The sequence below is a fragment of the Enterobacter sp. EGD-HP1 genome (assembly GCF_000733275.2).
Taxonomy (GTDB): Bacteria; Pseudomonadota; Gammaproteobacteria; order Enterobacterales; family Enterobacteriaceae; genus Enterobacter.
This window is the reverse complement of sequence record NZ_AVOP01000001.1, coordinates 385828-404939: the sequence shown is the minus strand read 5'-3', so window position 1 is coordinate 404939 and position 19112 is coordinate 385828. Positions and strand designations below refer to the sequence as shown.

Below are 19112 nucleotides of genomic sequence, written 5' to 3'. Positions count from 1 at the left end.
TGCAAATGATAAGGTTATTGTTTTATAAGGGGTTAACGATAATTATGGCGAATGGGAGTGTCGGGAAGATCGGGTGAAGTGCAAAGAGTTTGTAAATTGTCCCCCCGTAGCGCTGGGCTAACAGGGGAAGGGATCCCCATAAAATAATGCCTGCACGGACGACCCCCTCTCCCTTGAGGGAGAGGGCTGGGGTGAGGGGGAACATACGGCTCTGGTGGTCATTCCGTTCACTTTATGTTCCTTGCTGCTTTGTAACGACATGACCGGTGAACGTGCCAGGGTGGCTCAATCGCCACCACCCTGACAACCCGGGCTCCCTGCGCCTCGCCCCGGCCTGCAGGAAACGCTTCAGCGATTTACAGCCGGACCAGGGTGTCGCTGTAAGCTATTCATTTTCCGGAAGCAACTTTCATCGCTTCCGGTTAATAAACTACATGAAATTCCTCAGGTAACAGGGGAATGGAGGTTATGCGATCGCGTTCTCTTCCAGCTGACGCATAAAGTGACGCACCCAGTCCATGCGGGTTTTGCGCTCCGTCAGCTCCTGGGTAAATTTCAGACGGGTTGGACCATCCAGACGGAAATGCTGCGGCTGTTTTTGCAGCAGGCCAATCAGCCACATCGGGTTGACGTGATTCTTCTCCGCGAACTCAATCACGCCGCCTTTTTCGTTGCCTTCAAGCTTGCGAATGCCCAGCTTCTGCGCCTGCTGGCGCAGGCGAGCGATATCCAGAAGATTTCGCGCCGCATCGGGCAGCAGGCCAAAGCGGTCGATCAGCTCAACCTTAATCTCTTCCAGTTCGTTTTCCGTCTTCGCACTGGCGATGCGCTTGTAGAAAGATAGACGGGTATTCACGTCCGGAATGAAATCGTCCGGCAGCAGAGAAGGCATACGCAACTCGACCTCGGTCTGCTGGCTGGTGAGATCTTCCAGCGACGGCTCGCGTCCGGCCTTCAGGGCGTCAACCGCGTTTTCCAGCAGTTCCATATAGAGCGAGAAGCCGATGGTCTCCATCGAGCCGCTCTGGTCCTCACCCAGCAGTTCGCCGGCACCGCGGATCTCGAGATCGTGCGTGGCCAGCGCAAAGCCTGCGCCAAGGTCTTCCAGCGAGGCGATGGCTTCCAGACGCTTTTGCGCGTCGGTGGTCATCGCTTTCGGATGCGGCGTCAGCAGCCAGGCGTAGGCCTGATGGTGCGAACGCCCGACGCGACCGCGCAGCTGGTGAAGCTGCGCCAGACCAAAGTGATCCGCGCGTTCGATAATAATCGTGTTCGCGGTCGGGATATCAATACCGGTTTCAATGATGGTGGTACACACCAGCACGTTGAAGCGCTGGTGGTGGAAATCATTCATCACCCGCTCCAGCTCGCGCTCGCGCATCTGCCCGTGACCGATAGCGATACGCGCTTCCGGCACCAGCTCCGCCAGCCTGTCCGCCGCTTTTTGAATGTTCTCTACGTCGTTGTAGAGATAGTACACCTGCCCTCCGCGCAGCACTTCACGCAGAATGGCCTCACGCACCACCAGATTATCGTACTCGCGAACAAAGGTTTTTACCGCCAGACGGCGCGCCGGCGGCGTGGCGATAATCGACAGATCGCGCATGCCGCTCATCGCCATGTTCAGGGTTCGCGGGATTGGCGTTGCGGTTAGGGTGAGGATATCGACGTCGGCGCGCATCGCTTTGATGCGCTCTTTGTGGCGCACCCCGAAGCGGTGCTCTTCGTCGACGATCAGCAGCCCCAGATCTTTCCACTTCACATCGCTTTGCAGCAGCTTGTGGGTGCCGATCAGAATGTCGATTTTACCCTCGCTGGCCTGTTCCAGAATCTGGGTCTGTTCTTTGGTACTGCGAAAACGCGAGAGCATCTCAATACGTACCGGCCAGTTGGCGAAACGGTCGCGGAAGTTGTCGAAGTGCTGCTGAGCGAGCAGGGTGGTCGGCACCAGCACCGCCACCTGCTTGTTGTTTTCCACCGCAAGGAAGGCGGCGCGCATCGCCACTTCGGTTTTGCCGAAGCCGACGTCGCCGCAGACTAAGCGGTCCATTGCCAGCGGCTGGCACATGTCGCTCAGCACGGCGTTGATGGCCTGGGCCTGATCCGGCGTGGTTTCAAACGGGAAGCTGTCGCAGAACAGCTGGTACTGTTCTTTATCATGCTTAAAGGCGAAGCCCTGTTTGGCCGCGCGCTGGGCGTAGATATCCAGCAGCTCGGCCGCCACGTCGCGCACTTTTTCCGCCGCCTTCTGGCGCGCGCGCGCCCAGGCATCGCCGCCCAGCTTGTGCAGCGGCGCATTGTCTTCGGCACCCCCCGCGTAGCGGCTGATCAGATGGAGGGAGGAAACCGGAACATACAGTTTGGCGTCATTAGCGTAGGTCAGCATCAGGTATTCACCTTTGATGCCGCCCGCTTCCAGCGTGGTCATACCCTGATAGCGCCCAACGCCGTGTTCCAGGTGAACAATCGGCTGGCCCGGGTGCAGCTCGGCCAGGTTACGGATCAGCGTGTCCGGGTTGATGGTGCGACGGCTGTCCTGACGGCGACGCGCGACGCGCTCGCCCAGCAGGTCGCTTTCGCAAATCAGCGCCAGGTTGTTGAGCGTGTCGATGAACCCGTGCTCGGCGGCACCAATCATCAGGTAACGACCGTTTCCGGTCGCCTCGCTCAGACGCAGGATGCGCTTCGGCGCCACCTTAATGCGTCCCAGCAGCTCACCTAACGCTTCGCGGCGGCCTTCGCTCTCAACGGAGAACACCACCGGGCCGGTAAAGGACTCCAGGAACTTGCGCAGATTATCCAGCGGGGATTTCTGCTGCGCCTGAACGGCCAGGTCCGGCAGCGTCCGGAAGGCGAGGTTGGTGTTGGCGGCCTTATCGGCAAGCGAATCGGTTTTCAGCTGCATGCGCGGCCAGCGCTTCAGTTCGGCGTTGAGCTCGTCGGTGCGCAGCCACAGCGCTTCCGGCGGCAGCAGCGGGCGCATCGGGTCAACGCCACGGTTTTCAAAGCGGGCGCGGGTTTCGCTTTCAAAGCGGCTGGCGCTGGCGTCGATATCCCCGGTGTTGACAATCAGCGTGTTCGCCGGGAAGTAGCTGAACAGGGCAGGCAGCGGCTCGTTGAAGAACAGCGGCTGCCAGTATTCGATCCCGGCAGGAAGCGTGCCTTTGCTGACCTGCTGATAAATATGTTCCGCGTCGCGCTTCACCTCGAACTTATCGCGCCACTGGCTGCGGAACAGCTCGATAGCGGTTTTGTCCGTGGGGAACTCATGTGCGGGCAGTAAATTAATGGACTCCACTTCTTCCAGCGTGCGCTGCGTGTCGGCGTCGAATACGCGCAGGCTGTCAATTTCATCATCAAAGAAATCCAGACGATACGGCTGGTCGCTGCCCATCGGGTAAAGGTCAAGCAGCGCGCCGCGGGTCGCGTATTCCCCGTGCTCCATAACCTGGTCGACGTGGCGATAGCCGGCACCGTCAAGCTGCGCGCGCAGGGCATCACGGGACAGGCGCTGGCCTTTTTTCATCACCAGCGCGTGACCGTGCAGATAGCTGTGCGGACAGACGCGCTGCATCAGGGTATTTACCGGCACAATCAGCACGCCGCGCTGCATGGTCGGGAGTTGATAGAGCGTCGACAGGCGCGAGGAGATAATCTCCTGATGCGGAGAGAAGCTGTCATAGGGCAGCGTTTCCCAGTCGGCCAGGCTGAACACCAGGCTATCGGTGAACTGGCGAATTTCGTCGTGCAGGCGCAGGGCATTTTGCATATCCGGGGCAACCAGGATCACCGGGCCAGGATGACGCTCGGCGATTTCCGCTACCAGCGTGGCGCACGCCGCGCCAGTGAGTTCACCCAGCTGGCGCTGGTCGCCCGCTTTGACAGGCAAGGAATAACGATAGTGTTCAGGCATGGCTATGTCAGAGTCTCTTATGGATATACCAACAGTATTGGGGCATATCTCTGATACGCAATGTCTTTATTATCCTCGATCGTTTTACATAAGCAAATCGTAACCGTACGGAAGGGCTAAACGCCCCCGAAACGGGGGCGGAGAGGGCATTAACGCGTAGAAGGTGACAGGGGCAGCGAAGACGGAGGAGAGAAGAAAACATCCCCAAACAGCGTGGTGGAGAGTTTACGCACCCCAAGCCCGGCAAGGGTACAGATCAGCAGGCTGGCAAACGGGTAGACTAGGATTAAGCCCAGCTCGGCCCAGACCGGCCAATATGCGGCATTCATCTCGCTAATCAGGAACAGGCTAAAGGCCTCAATCAGAATGCGGTGGGTGGTATAAATCGCAATGGTGTTTGAGCCAATCACGTTCAGCAGATTGTTCGGGTGAACGGCATAGCGCTGCTCAAGGCTGTAGAACAGCTTCATAATCAGCACAATCGACAGCAATGAGAGCAGCAGCGGAACATTAGCAAACCACAGCACCACGGAGACGGCGGCGAAAGCGCCGGTTGCCAGCCAGATGCGACGCAGGTTGACGCTTTTCATCCACGCCATCAGCTCTGCGCCATACCACGCCCCGAGGCTGTAGTAGATCATGTTGCGTACCACGCTGTTCATCCCCCACCACGGCAGCGGCAGGAAGTTAATCGCGATGCTTGCCAGCGCCAGCAGTCCCAGTACCGGCAGCTTCCAGCGGCTCAACAGTTTACACAGCGTGAAGTAGACCACCAGCGCATACAGGTACCACAGGCTGGTGCTGGCAGTGACCATCCCCAGCACAAAGCCTGAGAACGAGTCGGCGTAGGCCGCGTTCGACGAGGTGGCAAGCTCGCGCTCGGGTGCCAGCCAGGCGTTCAGGTGGGTCAACGCCTGCCATTGCAGGACGCCCCACAGCGCCAGGACCCAGACAATGCTCCAGATCCGTTTGTCGAGACTGGTTCGCCAGTCCACCTCGTCAATATAACGACGGATCAGATAGCCGGAGATGAAGAAGAAGACCGGCATACGAAACGGTGCGAGATAGAGGTTAAAATAGACCCAACATTTGGCGAGAAGGCCGGAGAGCGGGTGTTGCAGCCCGATCAGATGCGGATAAAACGTGATCACCGAATGATAGATAACCACCAGGCAGATACACAGCCCTTTTATCTGGTTAATCCATAATGCTTTTTGCTTCATTGTTCGCCACTACCTTTTTGCCATAAACGAACGAACAATTGTTGTAAAACGAAGCCAGGATGTAATGGGTAACAGTCTGTATCAGGAGGTTTTTCGGAAAAGGTGGAGGGTGCGAGGTGAGTATTCCGACAATAGCACCCTGATTTATCTGAATTTTTCGGAAAAATGATTACCAAAGCTTACGGTTTCAGTCATTTACGCTTAACGGATTCGCTTATATACTCGTGGGTCTGCTATCAGCAAACAGACGGATTTCATGTATCAACCTGTCGCACTCTTCATAGGCTTACGTTACATGCGTGGGCGCGCCGCGGACCGCTTCGGTCGCTTTGTCTCCTGGCTTTCGACTATTGGCATTACGCTTGGCGTGATGGCACTGGTGACGGTGCTTTCCGTCATGAATGGCTTCGAACGCGAGCTGCAAAACAACATCCTGGGGCTGATGCCGCAGGCCGTTCTCTCATCCTCCAATGGTTCGGTTAACCCGCAACAGCTGCCGGAAAGCGCGGCGAAGTTACAGGGCGTCACGCGCGTTGCGCCGTTGACGACCGGCGACGTGGTGCTGCAAAGCGCCCGCAGCGTGGCGGTCGGCGTGATGCTGGGTATTGACCCGGCGCAAAACGATCCGCTGACGCCGTATCTGGTTAACGTGAAGCAGACCGATCTGGAGGCCGGAAAATACAACGTGATTCTGGGTGAACAGCTTGCCGGTCAGCTTGGCGTCAACCGTGGCGATCAGCTGCGCGTGATGGTCCCTTCTGCCAGCCAGTTTACGCCGATGGGGCGCCTGCCAAGCCAGCGCCTGTTCAACGTGATTGGTACCTTTGCCGCTAACAGCGAAGTCGATGGCTACCAGATGCTGGTCAACATTCAGGACGCTTCACGCCTGATGCGCTACCCGGCTGGGAATATCACCGGCTGGCGCCTGTGGCTCGATCAGCCGCTGAAGGTCGATACCCTCAGCCAGCAAAGCCTGCCGGAAGGCACGAAATGGCAGGACTGGCGCGAGCGTAAAGGCGAACTGTTCCAGGCCGTGCGCATGGAGAAAAACATGATGGGGCTGCTGCTGAGCCTGATCGTGGCCGTGGCCGCCTTTAACATCATCACCTCGCTGGGCCTGATGGTAATGGAGAAGCAGGGCGAAGTCGCTATTCTGCAAACCCAGGGGCTCACGCCGCGCCAGATCATGGCGGTGTTTATGGTGCAGGGGGCCAGCGCAGGCATCATCGGCGCGCTGCTCGGTGCCGTGCTGGGGGCATTGCTTGCCAGCCAGCTTAATAACTTAATGCCGATCATCGGCGCGCTGCTTGACGGCGCGGCGCTGCCGGTGGCTATCGAGCCGCTGCAGGTGGTCGGTATTGCGCTGGCCGCGATGGCCATTGCGCTGCTTTCTACGCTTTATCCTTCCTGGCGCGCCGCCGCCACTCAACCCGCTGAGGCTTTACGTTATGAATAAGATCCTGTTGCAATGCGACAACCTGTCCAAACGCTATCAGGAAGGCACTGTGCAAACCGACGTGCTGCACAATGTGAGCTTCAGCGTGGGCGAAGGCGAGATGATGGCGATTGTCGGCAGCTCCGGCTCGGGCAAAAGTACGCTGCTGCATCTGCTGGGCGGGCTGGATACGCCAACCAACGGCGACGTGATTTTCTCCGGCCAGCCGATGAGCAAAATGTCCTCCGCGGCGAAGGCCGAGCTGCGCAACCGCGAGCTGGGCTTTATCTACCAGTTCCACCACCTGCTGCCGGATTTCACGGCGCTGGAAAACGTGGCGATGCCGCTGCTGATTGGCAAAAAGAAACCGGCAGAAATTAACGCTCGTGCCAGCGATATGCTGAAAGCGGTAGGGCTGGGCCATCGCGGTAACCACCGTCCCTCTGAGCTTTCCGGCGGCGAGCGCCAGCGCGTGGCGATTGCCCGTGCGCTGGTCAACAACCCGCGTCTGGTGCTGGCGGATGAGCCTACCGGTAACCTGGATGCCCGCAATGCGGACAGTATTTTCCAGCTTCTGGGCGAGCTGAACGCTTCCCAGGGCACCGCGTTTTTGGTCGTGACCCACGATCTGCAGCTGGCAAAACGCATGGGGCGTCAGCTTGAGATGCGCGACGGCCATCTGAATGCGGAACTGACCCTGATGGGAGCAGAGTAATGGCGTCACCGTTATCGTTACTCATCGGTTTACGTTTTAGCCGCGGCCGCCGTCGCGGCGGCATGGTGTCGCTGATCTCCGTCATCTCGACCATCGGTATTGCGCTGGGCGTGGCGGTGCTGATTGTGGGCTTAAGCGCCATGAACGGCTTTGAGCGCGAGCTGAATAACCGCATTCTGGCGGTGGTGCCGCACGGGGAGATCGAGCCGGTTAACCAGCCGTGGACGAACTGGAGCGATGCGCTCAACAAAGTTGAAAAAGTGCCCGGCATTGCCGCGGCCGCGCCCTACATCAACTTTACCGGGCTGGTGGAGAGCGGGGTAAACCTGCGCGCCATTCAGGTGAAAGGGGTCAACCCCGCCCAGGAAGCGCGTCTCAGCGCGCTGCCAAACTATGTGCAGAACGGCGCGTGGGCCAACTTTAAGGCCGGTGAGCAGCAGATCATCATGGGTAAAGGCGTTGCCGATGCCCTGAAGGTGAAGCAGGGCGACTGGGTGTCAATCATGATCCCGAACGCCAGCGCCGACCACAAGCTGCAGCAGCCTAAGCGCGTGCGCCTGCACGTCACCGGTATTCTTCAGCTGAGCGGTCAGCTCGATCACAGCTTCGCCATGGTGCCGATGGAAGATGCGCGCCAGTATCTCGATATGGGCGACAGCGTGACGGGGATTGCCATTAAGGTGAACGACGTCTTTAACGCCAACAGGCTGGTCCGCGACGCGGGCAGCGTGACCAATAACTATGTCTACATCAAAAGCTGGATCGGCACTTACGGGTATATGTACCGTGATATCCAGATGATCCGCGCCATCATGTATCTGGCGATGGTGCTGGTGATTGGTGTGGCGTGCTTTAATATCGTCTCGACGCTGGTGATGGCGGTCAAGGACAAGAGCGGCGACATCGCGGTGCTGCGTACGCTGGGGGCGAAAGACGGTCTTATTCGCGCCATCTTCGTCTGGTACGGTTTGCTGGCGGGGCTGTTTGGCAGCCTGTGCGGCGTGGTGATTGGCGTGGTGGTTTCCCTGCAGCTGACCCCCATTATCAACGGGATCGAAAAGCTTATCGGCCACCAGTTCCTGTCGGGTGATATCTATTTTATTGACTTCCTGCCGTCTGAGCTGCACTGGCTGGATGTTTTTTATGTGCTGGTTACAGCACTTTTACTGAGTCTGCTGGCAAGCTGGTATCCGGCGCGTCGCGCAAGCCGAATTGATCCGGCGAGGGTATTAAGTGGCCAGTAATTACGTCATGATCTAGCGGCTTTCGGGCCGCCAGGTCGAAAGAGGAATGCGTTATGTATTATGGATTTGATATTGGCGGCACCAAGATTGCGCTCGGCGTGTTTGATAAAGACCTCAAGCTGCAGTGGGAAACCCGCGTTCCCACGCCGCGCGAAAGCTACGACGAATTTTTAACCGCGATTGCCGCGCTGGTGGCGCAGGCCGATGAACGCTTTGGCGTGAAAGGCAGCGTCGGCATCGGCATTCCCGGGATGCCCGAAACCGACGACGGCACGCTGTATGCCGCCAACGTCCCTGCCGCCAGCGGTAAACCGCTGCGCGCCGATCTCTCTGCCCTCCTTGAACGCGACGTGCGTTTAGACAATGATGCTAACTGCTTTGCGCTCTCCGAAGCCTGGGACGATGAATTCCGCCGCTATCCGCTGGTGATGGGGCTGATCCTCGGTACCGGCGTCGGCGGGGGCATTGTGATCAACGGTAAGCCGATTACCGGGCGCAGCTACATCACCGGCGAGTTTGGCCATATCCGTCTGCCGGTGGATGCCCTGGAGGTGGTGGGGCGTGATTTCCCGCTGACCCGCTGCGGCTGCGGCCAGCACGGCTGCATTGAGAACTATCTTTCCGGCCGCGGGTTTGCATGGCTTTACGAACACTTCTATCATCAGAAACTTGAAGCCCCTCAAATCATTACCCTGTGGGAGCAAGGGGATGCGCAGGCGCGTGAGCACGTCGAGCGCTATCTGGATCTGCTGGCGGTGTGTCTGGGAAATATTCTCACCATCGTCGACCCGGATCTGCTGGTGATCGGGGGAGGGCTTTCAAACTTTACCGCGATTACGGAACGGTTGTCCGGGCGTTTGCCCCGACACTTATTGCCGGTTGCCCGCGTGCCGCGTATTGAACGCGCGCGACACGGGGACGCAGGAGGCATGCGCGGAGCCGCATTCCTTCATCTCACCGATTAGTTTACGAGGTTTCTATGCTGTCGCGTCGCCAGGGTCGACTCAGCCGTTTTCGCAAAAACAAACGCCGCTTGCGTGAGCGCTTGCGCCAGCGGATCTTTTTCAGAGACAGAATGATGCCAGAAGCGATGGATAAACCCAGAGTGGTGGTGCTGACCGGGGCGGGGATCTCCGCCGAGTCAGGAATTCGAACCTTCCGCGCGGCGGACGGGCTGTGGGAAGAGCACCGCGTGGAGGATGTGGCCACGCCGGAAGGCTTTGCCCGCGATCCGGATCTCGTGCAGGCGTTTTACAACGCCCGCCGTCGTCAGCTTCAGCAGCCTGAGGTCGCGCCGAATGCGGCGCATCTGGCGCTGGCGAAGCTGGAAGAGGCGCTGGGCGATCGTTTTCTGCTGGTGACGCAGAATATCGACAACCTGCACGAGCGGGCCGGTAACAAGAACATCATCCACATGCACGGCGAGCTGCTCAAGGTTCGCTGCGCCTGGAGCGGCCAGGTGCTGGACTGGAAAGAAGACGTACTGCCAGAGGATAAGTGCCACTGCTGCCAGTTCCCGTCGCGCCTGCGCCCGCACGTGGTCTGGTTCGGCGAAATGCCGCTGGGCATGGATGAGATCTACAGTGCGCTGGCGATGGCTGACGTGTTTATCGCCATCGGCACATCCGGACATGTTTACCCGGCGGCGGGGTTTGTCCACGAAGCGCGACTGCACGGTGCGCATACGGTTGAACTGAACCTTGAGCCAAGCCAGGTAGGCAGCGAGTTTGAAGAGAAACACTACGGTCTGGCAAGCGCGGTCGTCCCGGCGTTTGTCGACAAGCTGCTGAAAGGGCTGTAACGGCAATCGCGTGAAAAGGCACCCGCTGGACGGGTGCCTTTTTGTTATGAATGGAAGAACGCCAGCGTCTTCTCGAGCGATTTAGCCTGCTCATCCAGCGAGAGCGCCGCGGCAGAGATCTGCTGAACCAGCGAGGCGTTCTGCTGGGTCGTGCTGTCCATCTGGTTAACGGCGGTGCTGACCTGGCTAATCCCCCGATTTTGCTCGTCCAGCGCCTGAACGATATCGTTGATGACCAGATGCACATGCGACACCGCTTCAATCACCTGTTTCATCATCACCCCGGTTTCATTGACCAGCTCAACGCCTTTGCTTACGCGGCCTGAGGACTCGGCAATTAGCTGAGAGATCTCTTTTGCCGCGTTGGCGCTTCGCTGGGCAAGATTGCGCACTTCCCCTGCGACAACCGCGAAGCCGCGCCCCTGTTCGCCAGCCCGCGCCGCTTCAACGGCAGCATTCAGCGCCAGGATATTGGTCTGGAAGGCGATGCCGTCGACAATACTGTTAATCTCGCCAATCTTACGCGCGCTCTCATCAATCTCTCCGATCACAACGACCACGTCGTTCACCAGCGTTTCGCCATGCCCGGCGAGGCTCGCGGCGCGATCGGTCAGCGTCGTCGCCTTGTGGGCGTTGTCGGCGTTATTTTTCACCGTGACCGAAATCTCTTCCATGCTGGCTGCCGTTTCAACAATCGCCGCCGCCTGTTCTTCGGTTCGCGAGGCGAGGTCAAGATTGCCCGCCGAAATTTCGCTGGTGCCGCCGTGCACGGAATGGCTGGCTTCGCTGATATTGTCGACGATGCGCTTGAGCTGCATCTGCATGGTGTGCAGGGCATAAAAAATGCTGTGGGTATCCCCGGAACGTACCGGGATGGTGTTGTTCAGCTCTCCCCGGGCAACGGCCAGGGCGATCCCGGCGGCTTCCGAAGGCTCACCCCCAACCGGACGGTCAACTTTACGGGTAAAAATCTGCGCCATGACCATGCTAACCGCAACGATGCTTAACACCATCAGGATGATGGCTTTTAGTAAAAATGCGCGCGCTTCGGCCATCACTTCGCTGACCGGGGTGATAATGGCGAGTTTCCACGGCGTCTGGCTATTACCGACGGTGATGTCCTGCCAGGTGATGAACACGTCTTCCTTCAGCAGCGGATCGTTTACCCGGGTGACGTCATGACCGGTAATCTGACCGGCGTAAGGCTTACCTGCCGCGCGCTTGTCCGGGCTGGACACCACGTTATTACCCGCTGAAAGGAGCAGGGCGTAGCCGGTGCCGTTCCACGGTTTAATCGCGCCGATCGTCGATTGCAGCGTGGCGAGCGAGAAGTCAGAGGTGACCGAGCCCAGGAACTGACCGTCGCGCATGATGGGGGCGGCAATCGAGGTGAGCATCACGTCCACGCCGTTGTAGGGATAAATATAGGGCTCGATGATCACATCTTTATGCCGTTGTTTCGGCAGCAGATAATAATCACCGCTGCCGGGGGTTTCGATGTCCGTCAGCAGGTGTAATGCCGGTTTGCCGGTGGCGTCCCGGTCAACGTAGCGGGCGTAGCGCCCGGTAGGATCTTCACCGGTCTGACCGGCCCAGGCGGCATCTTTATCGTCGAACGCGTTGGGCTCAAAGGCCATCGACATAGAGAGAAACTGCGGGTGAGCCGAAAGGTAGTGGATGAGCAGCTGGTTCAGACTCTGGCGATCGGATACGCCCGCCTCGCGCAGCGCCAGGGCGCTGTTGCCCATGTCTCGGGCGGCGGTCAGGGCAGAATCCAGCTGTTTGCTGACCTGCAACGATTGCACTTCGGCAATCTGGCGGATATGTTTTTTGGCCAGAACCTCCTGCTGCGCCATCCACTGCCACATCATAAACCCGATCGTTGCCGTAAAGCCCACCGTCACGGTGAGGAAAATGGACAATAGCATCAACGTCTTGACTCTTATTTTTTGTTTTCGGACCATGGCGTCTTTCATTCTCTTCTCCCGTAATGGCGTGCATGTCGGGCAGGCACTCAGTACTTATCGGATATTTCGTCCTCTTTCTGTAGAGCGCCGGATATATTTAATTTAAATTTCCATAATATTAAATCCCGTTAATTAGTGTGGATGCTTTTATTTTGTGCATTCAATCAAAATAGCGCTCGATAATGCTCGTTATCGTGGTGTAGAAAGAGGATGCTAATAAATATAAAGGTGTAGAGGAGGATGGGATATGTACGGATTTATTGCGCGACAACCCATTTTTAACCCTGAGATGAAGACGGTGGCCTATGAGCTGCTCTTCAGAGATGGGATGACAAACCGTTTTCCGGATGTGTCGGCGGAATATGCCACATCCAGAATGATATCGGACCAGTTTTTATGTGTGCCGTCCCAGCGCATTGCCGGGATGCACACGTCGTTTATTAATTTCCCGTCACGAATGGTCATTGACCGCAGTGGTGAAGCGCTCGATAAAGAGAGCGTGGTCATTGAGATCCTTGAAGATGCGGTGCCAGGGGCTGAACTGCTGCAGGCCGTCAGCGAGATGAATGCGCACGGCTATCAGTTTGCGCTTGATGATTTCACCCTTGCACCTGAATGGGATGCTTTTTTACCCTATATTTCGATACTGAAATTCGACGTCAGAAATTATTCCTTAGCGCAAATTAAAGCGTATCTGGAAGAGCGTAAACATCTGACCGGGCATATTAAATATCTCGCTGAAAAAATTGAGACTAAAGAGGAATTCGAACAATACCGGAAAGAAGGCTTTTCTCTTTTTCAGGGCTATTTTTTCTGCCGTCCGGAGGTCATTAAATATAAACGGCTATCGCAAAATCAGCTGGCGATTTTTCGGCTGCAAATGGAGGTTGGGCGCAATAAACCCGATTTTCGGATCGTCGAGTCGTTGATTAAAACCGACCTCACGCTGTCCTATAAGATCATGCGCTACATGAAACACACCGCATTTAAACATGTCGGTGCCTGTAATTTCAGTAAGTTAACCCTGAGCGAAGTGCTGAGATACCTCGGGGAAAACCAGCTGAGACGGTTTGTTGCCGTTGTGGTCCTCGCCAGCGCGGGCAATGACACCGTCAGCGAGCTTTACCCGCTGAGTATGATGCGCGGTAAGTTCTGTGAGCTGATAGCTGAGACGATGAAAGAACCGGCGCTGGCGGAAAATGCCTTCATGTGCGGCCTGTTCTCTCTGCTCGATACCCTCCTTGAGCTGCCGATGGCAGAGTTGATGAAGCAAATTGCGGTGCCGCAAAGCGTGAGCAATGCGCTGTGTCACCAGGAGGGATGTCTGGCCGATATGGTGAGCCTTTGCCGTTACTATGAACAGCAGCAGTGGGACGAGGCAACCCGGGTTCGTCAGGCGCTGGGTTTGTCCGATGAGGACGTGGTTGAGGCGATGAGAAAGGCGACGATCTGGGCAGGGGAGAATGCGGTCAGTTGATTCTTCCTCACGCGGTACGGGCGGCGCGAGGAAGAACGCGATACCGTTTATCGGCCCGCTTTTAATTTCTGATAATACTCTTCGTAGAGGCGGCTGGCGTCACCGACATCGTTCTGCCATTCACCTTTGCTGATGGTTTCGGCATCCGGATAGAGCGATTTATCGTTAGCTACCTCAGGCTTCAGCAGCTTGCGTGCGGCGAGGTTTGGCGTCGGGTAGCCTATCGTCTCGGCAACCTGTTTCGCCACGTCCGGGCGCAGCAGGAAGTTAATCAGCTTATGCGCCCCTTCAACGTTTTTCGCGTTGGCGGGGATCGCAAGGCTGTCCATCCAGAAGATCCCGCCTTCTTTCGGCCAGACCACCTCAAGCGGTGTCCCGGCCTGGCGGGCCACGTACGCGGAGCCGTTCCACACCATCCCCAGATTCACTTCGCCTTCCATATACGGGTTTGCCGGGTTATCAGAGTTGAACGCCGCCACGTTAGGCATCAGCTTTTTCAGCTCGTTATACGCCGCTTCGATCTCTTTGGGATCCGTCGTGTTACCCGAATAGCCCAGCTTGCGCAGCGCGACCTGGAACACTTCACGCGCGTCGTCTGTTAACAGCAGGCTACCCTTGTATTCCGGTTTCCACAGGTCGGCCCAGCTGGTGACCGACTTCGGATCGACGGCATCACTGTTCACGCCAATCGCGGTTGCCCCCCAGATGTACGGAATGGAGTAGTCGTTATTCGGGTCGAACGGCTTGTTGAGCATCTCCGGATCGAGGTTTGAAAAATTAGCTAGCTTCGTTTTGTCGATCTTCTGGATCATGCCCTCTTTACGCATTTTGTCGACAAAGTAGGTGGAAGGCACGACCAGATCGTACGCGCCGTCTTTGTAGGTTTTCAGCTTGGCGTACATGGTTTCATTCGACTCGTAGGTCGAGTAGATCACCTTGATGCCCGTCTCCTTTGTGAACTGTTCCAGCAGGCCTGGCGGCACGTATTCGGTCCAGTTGTAGAAGTAGAGCGTTTTGCTGTCATCAGCGTGCGCGGCACCCATGCCAAGCACCAGCGCCGCAGCGGCGAGCATTTTTTTCATTTCATTGTCCCCTGAGATTTTGTTTTATCACGAGCAATAACCTGGCTGGCAATCACCAGAACCAGCGAAAACACCAGCAGAATGGTCGCCAGCGCGTTCACCTCCGGTGAGACGCCGACTTTCACCATTGAATAGATCTTCAACGGCAGAATTTCATAGCTCGGACCGGTGACGAAGGAGGACACGACCACGTCATCCATCGACAGGGTGAAGCTAAGTAGCCATCCGGCCGCCACGGCGGGCATCGCCAGCGGCAGAATGATTTTACGCAGGATGGTCATCTCGCTGGCGCCCAGATCTTTCGCCGCCTCCAGCATGCGCACGTCGAACCCTTTCAGGCGCGCAAAGACGGTCACCACCACAAACGGCAGGCAGAAGGTGATATGGGAAAACAGCAGCGACCAGAAGCCAAGCTGTACGCCCAGCAGCATAAACAGCACCAGCAGCGAAATGGCCATTACGATGTCCGGTGACATCATCACCACAAACAGCATGCCGCTGACGAACGGTTTGCCACGAAAGCGATAGCGGTAGAGCGCCACGGCGGTGAGCGAGCCAATCAGCGTCGCGAAGGTGGCGGAGAAGATCGCCATCGTCAGCGAGTGCTGCGCGGCCTGCAGGAGACTGTCATTGTTCATCAGCAGGCTGTACCAGTTAGTGGTAAAGCCCTGCCAGTTAATCCCGAAGCGTGAGCTGTTGAATGAGTTCACGATCAAAATAACGATCGGGATATAGAGCCAGGCATAAATGGCGGTCATAAAACCGCCGCGAAGCAGTCGACCGATCATTCGAGTTCCACCTTTTTATTCAGGAGGCGTGAGGCGCGCCAGTAGACCAGCAGCATCAGGCCCATGACCACCGTCAGCGTAATGCTGGTGGCGGAGCCGAACGGCCAGTCGCGGATGTTCAGGAACTGGCTCTTGATGACGTTACCGATCAGCAGGTTTTTCGCACCACCCATCAGATCCGACACATAGAACAAGCCCATCGCCGGGAGCATCACCAGCAGACAGCCTGCGATAATGCCCGGCATCGTCAGCGGAAGAATGATGCGGATAAAGGTCTGCAGCCTGCTGGCACCCAGATCTTTTGCCGCTTCCAGCAGCGGTTTATCCAGCTTCTCAATGCTGGAGTAGAGCGGCATCACCATAAACGGCAGCAGGATATAGACCAGACCGACAATCACCGCGCTCGGGGTGAACATAATACGGATCGGCGTATCAATCACCCCCAGCCACAGCAGAAACTCATTGAGATAGCCCTTTGTGCTGAGGAAAATCTTCAGGCCATAAATACGGATAAGCGAGTTCGTCCAGAAGGGAACAATCAGTAAAAACAGCAGCAGGGGCCGCACCTTTTGCGGCAGGCCCGCGAGGAACCATGCGAAGGGATAACCCAGCACCAGGCAGGCAACGGTGGCAATCAGCGCCATATTGAGCGAGTGCAGCAGCACGTCAAAATAGAGCGGATCGAGCAGGCGCGCGTAGTTGTCCAGCGTAAAGACCAGTGAAACGAAGTTAGCGTCGTCGCGGGTCAGGAAGCTGGTAGCAACGATCATCAGGTTGGGTAAAAAGACAAACAGCACAAGCCAACCGACGATCGTGGCGATCACCACATTCTGGAATTTACTTGTGTTCTTCATCAGCCAGCACAACCTCCCAGCTTTCTACCCAGTTGATAACCATTTTCTGGTCGAGAGAGTGGTCGAAGTCAGGGTCGTCTTCGTTAAAGAATTCGCTGACCATCACCATTTTGCCGTTTTCCAACTCGACGACCGACTCCAGCGTCATCCCTTTGTAGTTGCGCTCGCGGATATAGCCGATTAACCCTTCGGCCTCGGTATTGCCGTGAATTTCATCGACGCGCAGATCTTCCGGGCGGAGCAGAACGTTGAGCTTTTGTCCCTTTTCGACGGGGAAATTCACCGTGATATTGCACTCGCGTCCTTCGACGCTGGCGCGCACGCGCTGGTCGCCCAGACGCTCAATCACCGTGGCGTCGAAAATATTGATCTCGCCAATGAAGCTGGCGACAAACAGATTCTTCGGCTCTTCGTAGATTTCGCGCGGCGTGCCGTCCTGCTCGATTTTGCCGTCGCGCATCACCACGATGCGGTCGGACATGGTCAGGGCCTCTTCCTGATCGTGGGTGACGAAGACAAAGGTAATGCCGAGCTTGCGCTGCAGGGCTTTAAGCTCGTTCTGCATCTGCTTGCGCAGTTTGTAATCCAGCGCAGAGAGGGATTCATCCAGCAGGAGCAGACGCGGCTTGTTGACGACGGCGCGGGCAATGGCCACGCGCTGCTGTTGGCCGCCGGAAAGCTGATGGGGTTTACGCTGGGCAAACGTCTCAAGCTGAACCATGCGCAGGGCGTCGGTGACGCGCGGTTCGATCTCATTCGCCGGGGTTTTTTGCATCCGCAGGCCAAACGCCACGTTTTCAAACACGGTCATGTGCGGGAACAGGGCATAGCTCTGAAAGACGGTATTGACGTGGCGATCTTCGGCAGGAACCCGGGTGATGTCCTGGTTTTCAAGATGGATGTGGCCGTTATCGACGCTTTCCAGCCCGGCGATAAGGCGCAGTACGGTTGTTTTGCCGCAGCCGGAAGGGCCAAGCAGCGTCAGAAACTCACCGTCATTGATGGTCAGATTGAGGTCGGAAATGACGTCTTTGCCATCAAAGCTTTTACGAATTCGTTCCAGCTTCACCAGCGGTGAACGTGAACGGGATTGTGTATTCAATTTTTGCGCTGTCCCATATAGACGCCTCAGGCAGCAGACTGAAGCGGGGTTTGTGTGTAACCACCTTGGTGACTCGTAATGAGGGCGGACATTCTACGGCAATCCCCTGTAATCGCCAATCCTTGTCACTGATTCATAAGCTACATTTATTAACGCATAACGATATAAACGGAAAATATTCTCGTTTGCGGGATAAAAGTGACCTGACGCAATATTTGCGTTTTGATGCTTATTGATAATGTTGTCACAAAAAGTGAGGGTGACTGCATGGATAAATTACTTGAGCGTTTTTTACAGTACGTTTCGCTGGATACCCAATCTAAGCCGGGTGTTCGCCAGGTGCCGAGCACCGAAGGCCAGTGGAAGTTATTAAACCTGCTTAAAGAGCAGCTTGACGCCATGGGGCTGGTCAACGTCACGTTAAGCGAAAAAGGCACTGTGATGGCAACGCTGCCGGCGAATGTCCAGGGCGATATTCCGGCGATTGGCTTTATCTCCCATGTCGACACCTCTCCGGATTTTAGCGGTAAACATGTGAACCCGCAGATTGTGGAAAACTACCGCGGCGGCGATATTGCGCTGGGTATTGGCGACGAAGTGCTCTCTCCGGTGATGTTCCCGGTTCTGCACCAGCTGCTGGGCCAGACGCTGATCACCACCGACGGCAAAACGCTGCTGGGGGCGGATGACAAGGCGGGTATCGCGGAGATCATGACCGCGCTGGCGGTGCTGAAAGAGAAAAATATCCCGCACGGGGATATCCGCGTGGCCTTTACGCCTGACGAAGAGGTCGGCAAGGGGGCGAAGCACTTCGACGTGGAGGCCTTTAACGCGCAGTGGGCCTATACCGTTGACGGCGGCGGCGTCGGTGAACTGGAGTATGAAAACTTCAACGCCGCGTCTGTTACGATCAAAATTGTCGGCAACAACGTTCACCCCGGTTCGGCGAAAGGCGTGATGGTGAACGCGCTGTCGCTGGCGTCACGCATTCATGCGGAAGTTCCGGCGGAAGAGAGCCCGGAACAGACCGAAGGGTATGAAGGTTTCTATCATCTGACCAGCATCAAAGGCACCGTGGACAGCGCGCAGATGCACTACATCATCCGCGATTTCGACCGCAAAGCCTTTGAGTCCCGCAAGCGTAAGATGATGGAGATCGCCAAGAAGGTCGGTAAAGGATTACACCCTGATTGCTATATTGAGCTGATCATTGAAGACAGTTATTACAATATGCGCGAGAAGGTGATGGCGCATCCGCATATTCTCGATATCGCCCAGCAGGCGATGCGCGACTGCGATATTGAACCGCAGCTGAAGCCGATTCGCGGCGGCACCGATGGTTCTCAGCTGTCGTTTATGGGGCTGCCGTGCCCGAACCTGTTTACCGGTGGCTACAACTACCATGGTAAGCACGAGTTTGTGACGCTGGAAGGAATGGAAAAAGCGGTGAAGGTGATTGTGCGGATAGCGGAGTTGACCGCTAAACGCTAAGAAAATGCCCGGTGGCGCTG

Annotated in this window: 14 protein-coding genes; 7 read left to right on the top strand and 7 right to left on the bottom strand. The window is 56.8% G+C overall.

Annotated elements, in window-relative coordinates:
• Positions 1-466 precede the first annotated feature (466 nt).
• Together mfd and N037_RS01985 are read right to left on the bottom strand one after the other, a co-directional pair.
• Positions 467-3913 (bottom strand): transcription-repair coupling factor, encoded by a 3447-nt coding sequence (gene mfd, locus N037_RS01990; RefSeq protein ID WP_023335295.1) that lies wholly within the window; start codon positions 3911-3913, stop codon positions 467-469.
• A gap of 149 nt (positions 3914-4062) precedes the next feature.
• Positions 4063-5136: an acyltransferase family protein gene (locus tag N037_RS01985; RefSeq protein ID WP_032638604.1), complete on the bottom strand. Its 1074-nt coding sequence runs from the start codon at positions 5134-5136 to the stop codon at positions 4063-4065.
• Between the two features lie 256 nt (positions 5137-5392).
• On the opposite strand from N037_RS01985, the gene lolC reads away from it, so the two are divergent.
• From lolC to cobB, 5 genes are read left to right on the top strand one after another with little or no spacing between them, the layout of a single operon-like run.
• On the top strand, positions 5393-6592 hold the full coding sequence (lolC, locus tag N037_RS01980) for a lipoprotein-releasing ABC transporter permease subunit LolC (protein ID WP_032638602.1): 1200 nt from the start codon (positions 5393-5395) through the stop codon (positions 6590-6592).
• Positions 6585-7286 carry a lipoprotein-releasing ABC transporter ATP-binding protein LolD gene (lolD, locus tag N037_RS01975; RefSeq protein ID WP_008500772.1) on the top strand — a complete coding sequence of 234 codons (702 nt, stop codon included), beginning with the start codon at positions 6585-6587 and terminating at the stop codon, positions 7284-7286. The genes lolC and lolD overlap by 8 nt, the downstream gene beginning before the upstream one ends.
• A complete protein-coding gene (lolE, locus tag N037_RS01970; protein WP_023335299.1) occupies positions 7286-8530 on the top strand; it encodes a lipoprotein-releasing ABC transporter permease subunit LolE in 1245 nt (414 codons plus the stop codon). Before lolD ends, lolE begins: the two co-directional genes overlap by 1 nt.
• Before the next feature lie 53 nt (positions 8531-8583).
• Positions 8584-9495, top strand: a complete 912-nt coding sequence (nagK, locus tag N037_RS01965) for an N-acetylglucosamine kinase (RefSeq protein WP_032638600.1) — start codon at positions 8584-8586, stop codon at positions 9493-9495.
• 14 nt (positions 9496-9509) lie between these two features.
• Complete coding sequence (gene cobB / locus N037_RS01960) at positions 9510-10331, top strand: Sir2 family NAD+-dependent deacetylase (RefSeq protein WP_032638598.1); 822 nt, start codon at positions 9510-9512, stop codon at positions 10329-10331.
• A 44-nt stretch (positions 10332-10375) separates the two neighbouring features.
• Here the strand turns inward: cobB and N037_RS01955 are convergent, their stop codons facing one another.
• Entirely contained in the window at positions 10376-12307 is a 1932-nt protein-coding gene (locus N037_RS01955; RefSeq protein ID WP_032638596.1) for a methyl-accepting chemotaxis protein, read from the bottom strand.
• Positions 12308-12545: 238 nt separating this feature from the next.
• On the opposite strand from N037_RS01955, the gene N037_RS01950 reads away from it, so the two are divergent.
• Positions 12546-13775, top strand: coding sequence for an EAL and HDOD domain-containing protein (locus N037_RS01950; RefSeq protein ID WP_032638594.1), 1230 nt, complete (start codon positions 12546-12548; stop codon positions 13773-13775).
• Positions 13776-13822: 47 nt separating this feature from the next.
• Here N037_RS01950 and potD read toward each other — a convergent pair whose 3' ends face one another.
• The 4 genes from potD to potA are packed head-to-tail and all read right to left on the bottom strand — an operon-like array spanning position 13823 to position 17631.
• Positions 13823-14857 (bottom strand): spermidine/putrescine ABC transporter substrate-binding protein PotD, encoded by a 1035-nt coding sequence (gene potD, locus N037_RS01945; protein ID WP_023335304.1) that lies wholly within the window; start codon positions 14855-14857, stop codon positions 13823-13825.
• Complete coding sequence (gene potC / locus N037_RS01940) at positions 14854-15645, bottom strand: spermidine/putrescine ABC transporter permease PotC (protein WP_023335305.1); 792 nt, start codon at positions 15643-15645, stop codon at positions 14854-14856. Before potC ends, potD begins: the two co-directional genes overlap by 4 nt.
• Positions 15642-16499 (bottom strand): spermidine/putrescine ABC transporter permease PotB, encoded by an 858-nt coding sequence (potB, locus tag N037_RS01935; protein ID WP_032638592.1) that lies wholly within the window; start codon positions 16497-16499, stop codon positions 15642-15644. Before potB ends, potC begins: the two co-directional genes overlap by 4 nt.
• A complete protein-coding gene (potA, locus tag N037_RS01930; protein ID WP_197278569.1) occupies positions 16483-17631 on the bottom strand; it encodes a spermidine/putrescine ABC transporter ATP-binding protein PotA in 1149 nt (382 codons plus the stop codon). The genes potB and potA overlap by 17 nt, the downstream gene beginning before the upstream one ends.
• Positions 17632-17868: 237 nt before the next feature.
• Between potA and pepT the strand changes: the two genes are divergently transcribed.
• Positions 17869-19092, top strand: coding sequence for a peptidase T (pepT, locus tag N037_RS01925; protein WP_032638588.1), 1224 nt, complete (start codon positions 17869-17871; stop codon positions 19090-19092).
• The last annotated feature ends 20 nt before the right edge of the window (positions 19093-19112 follow it).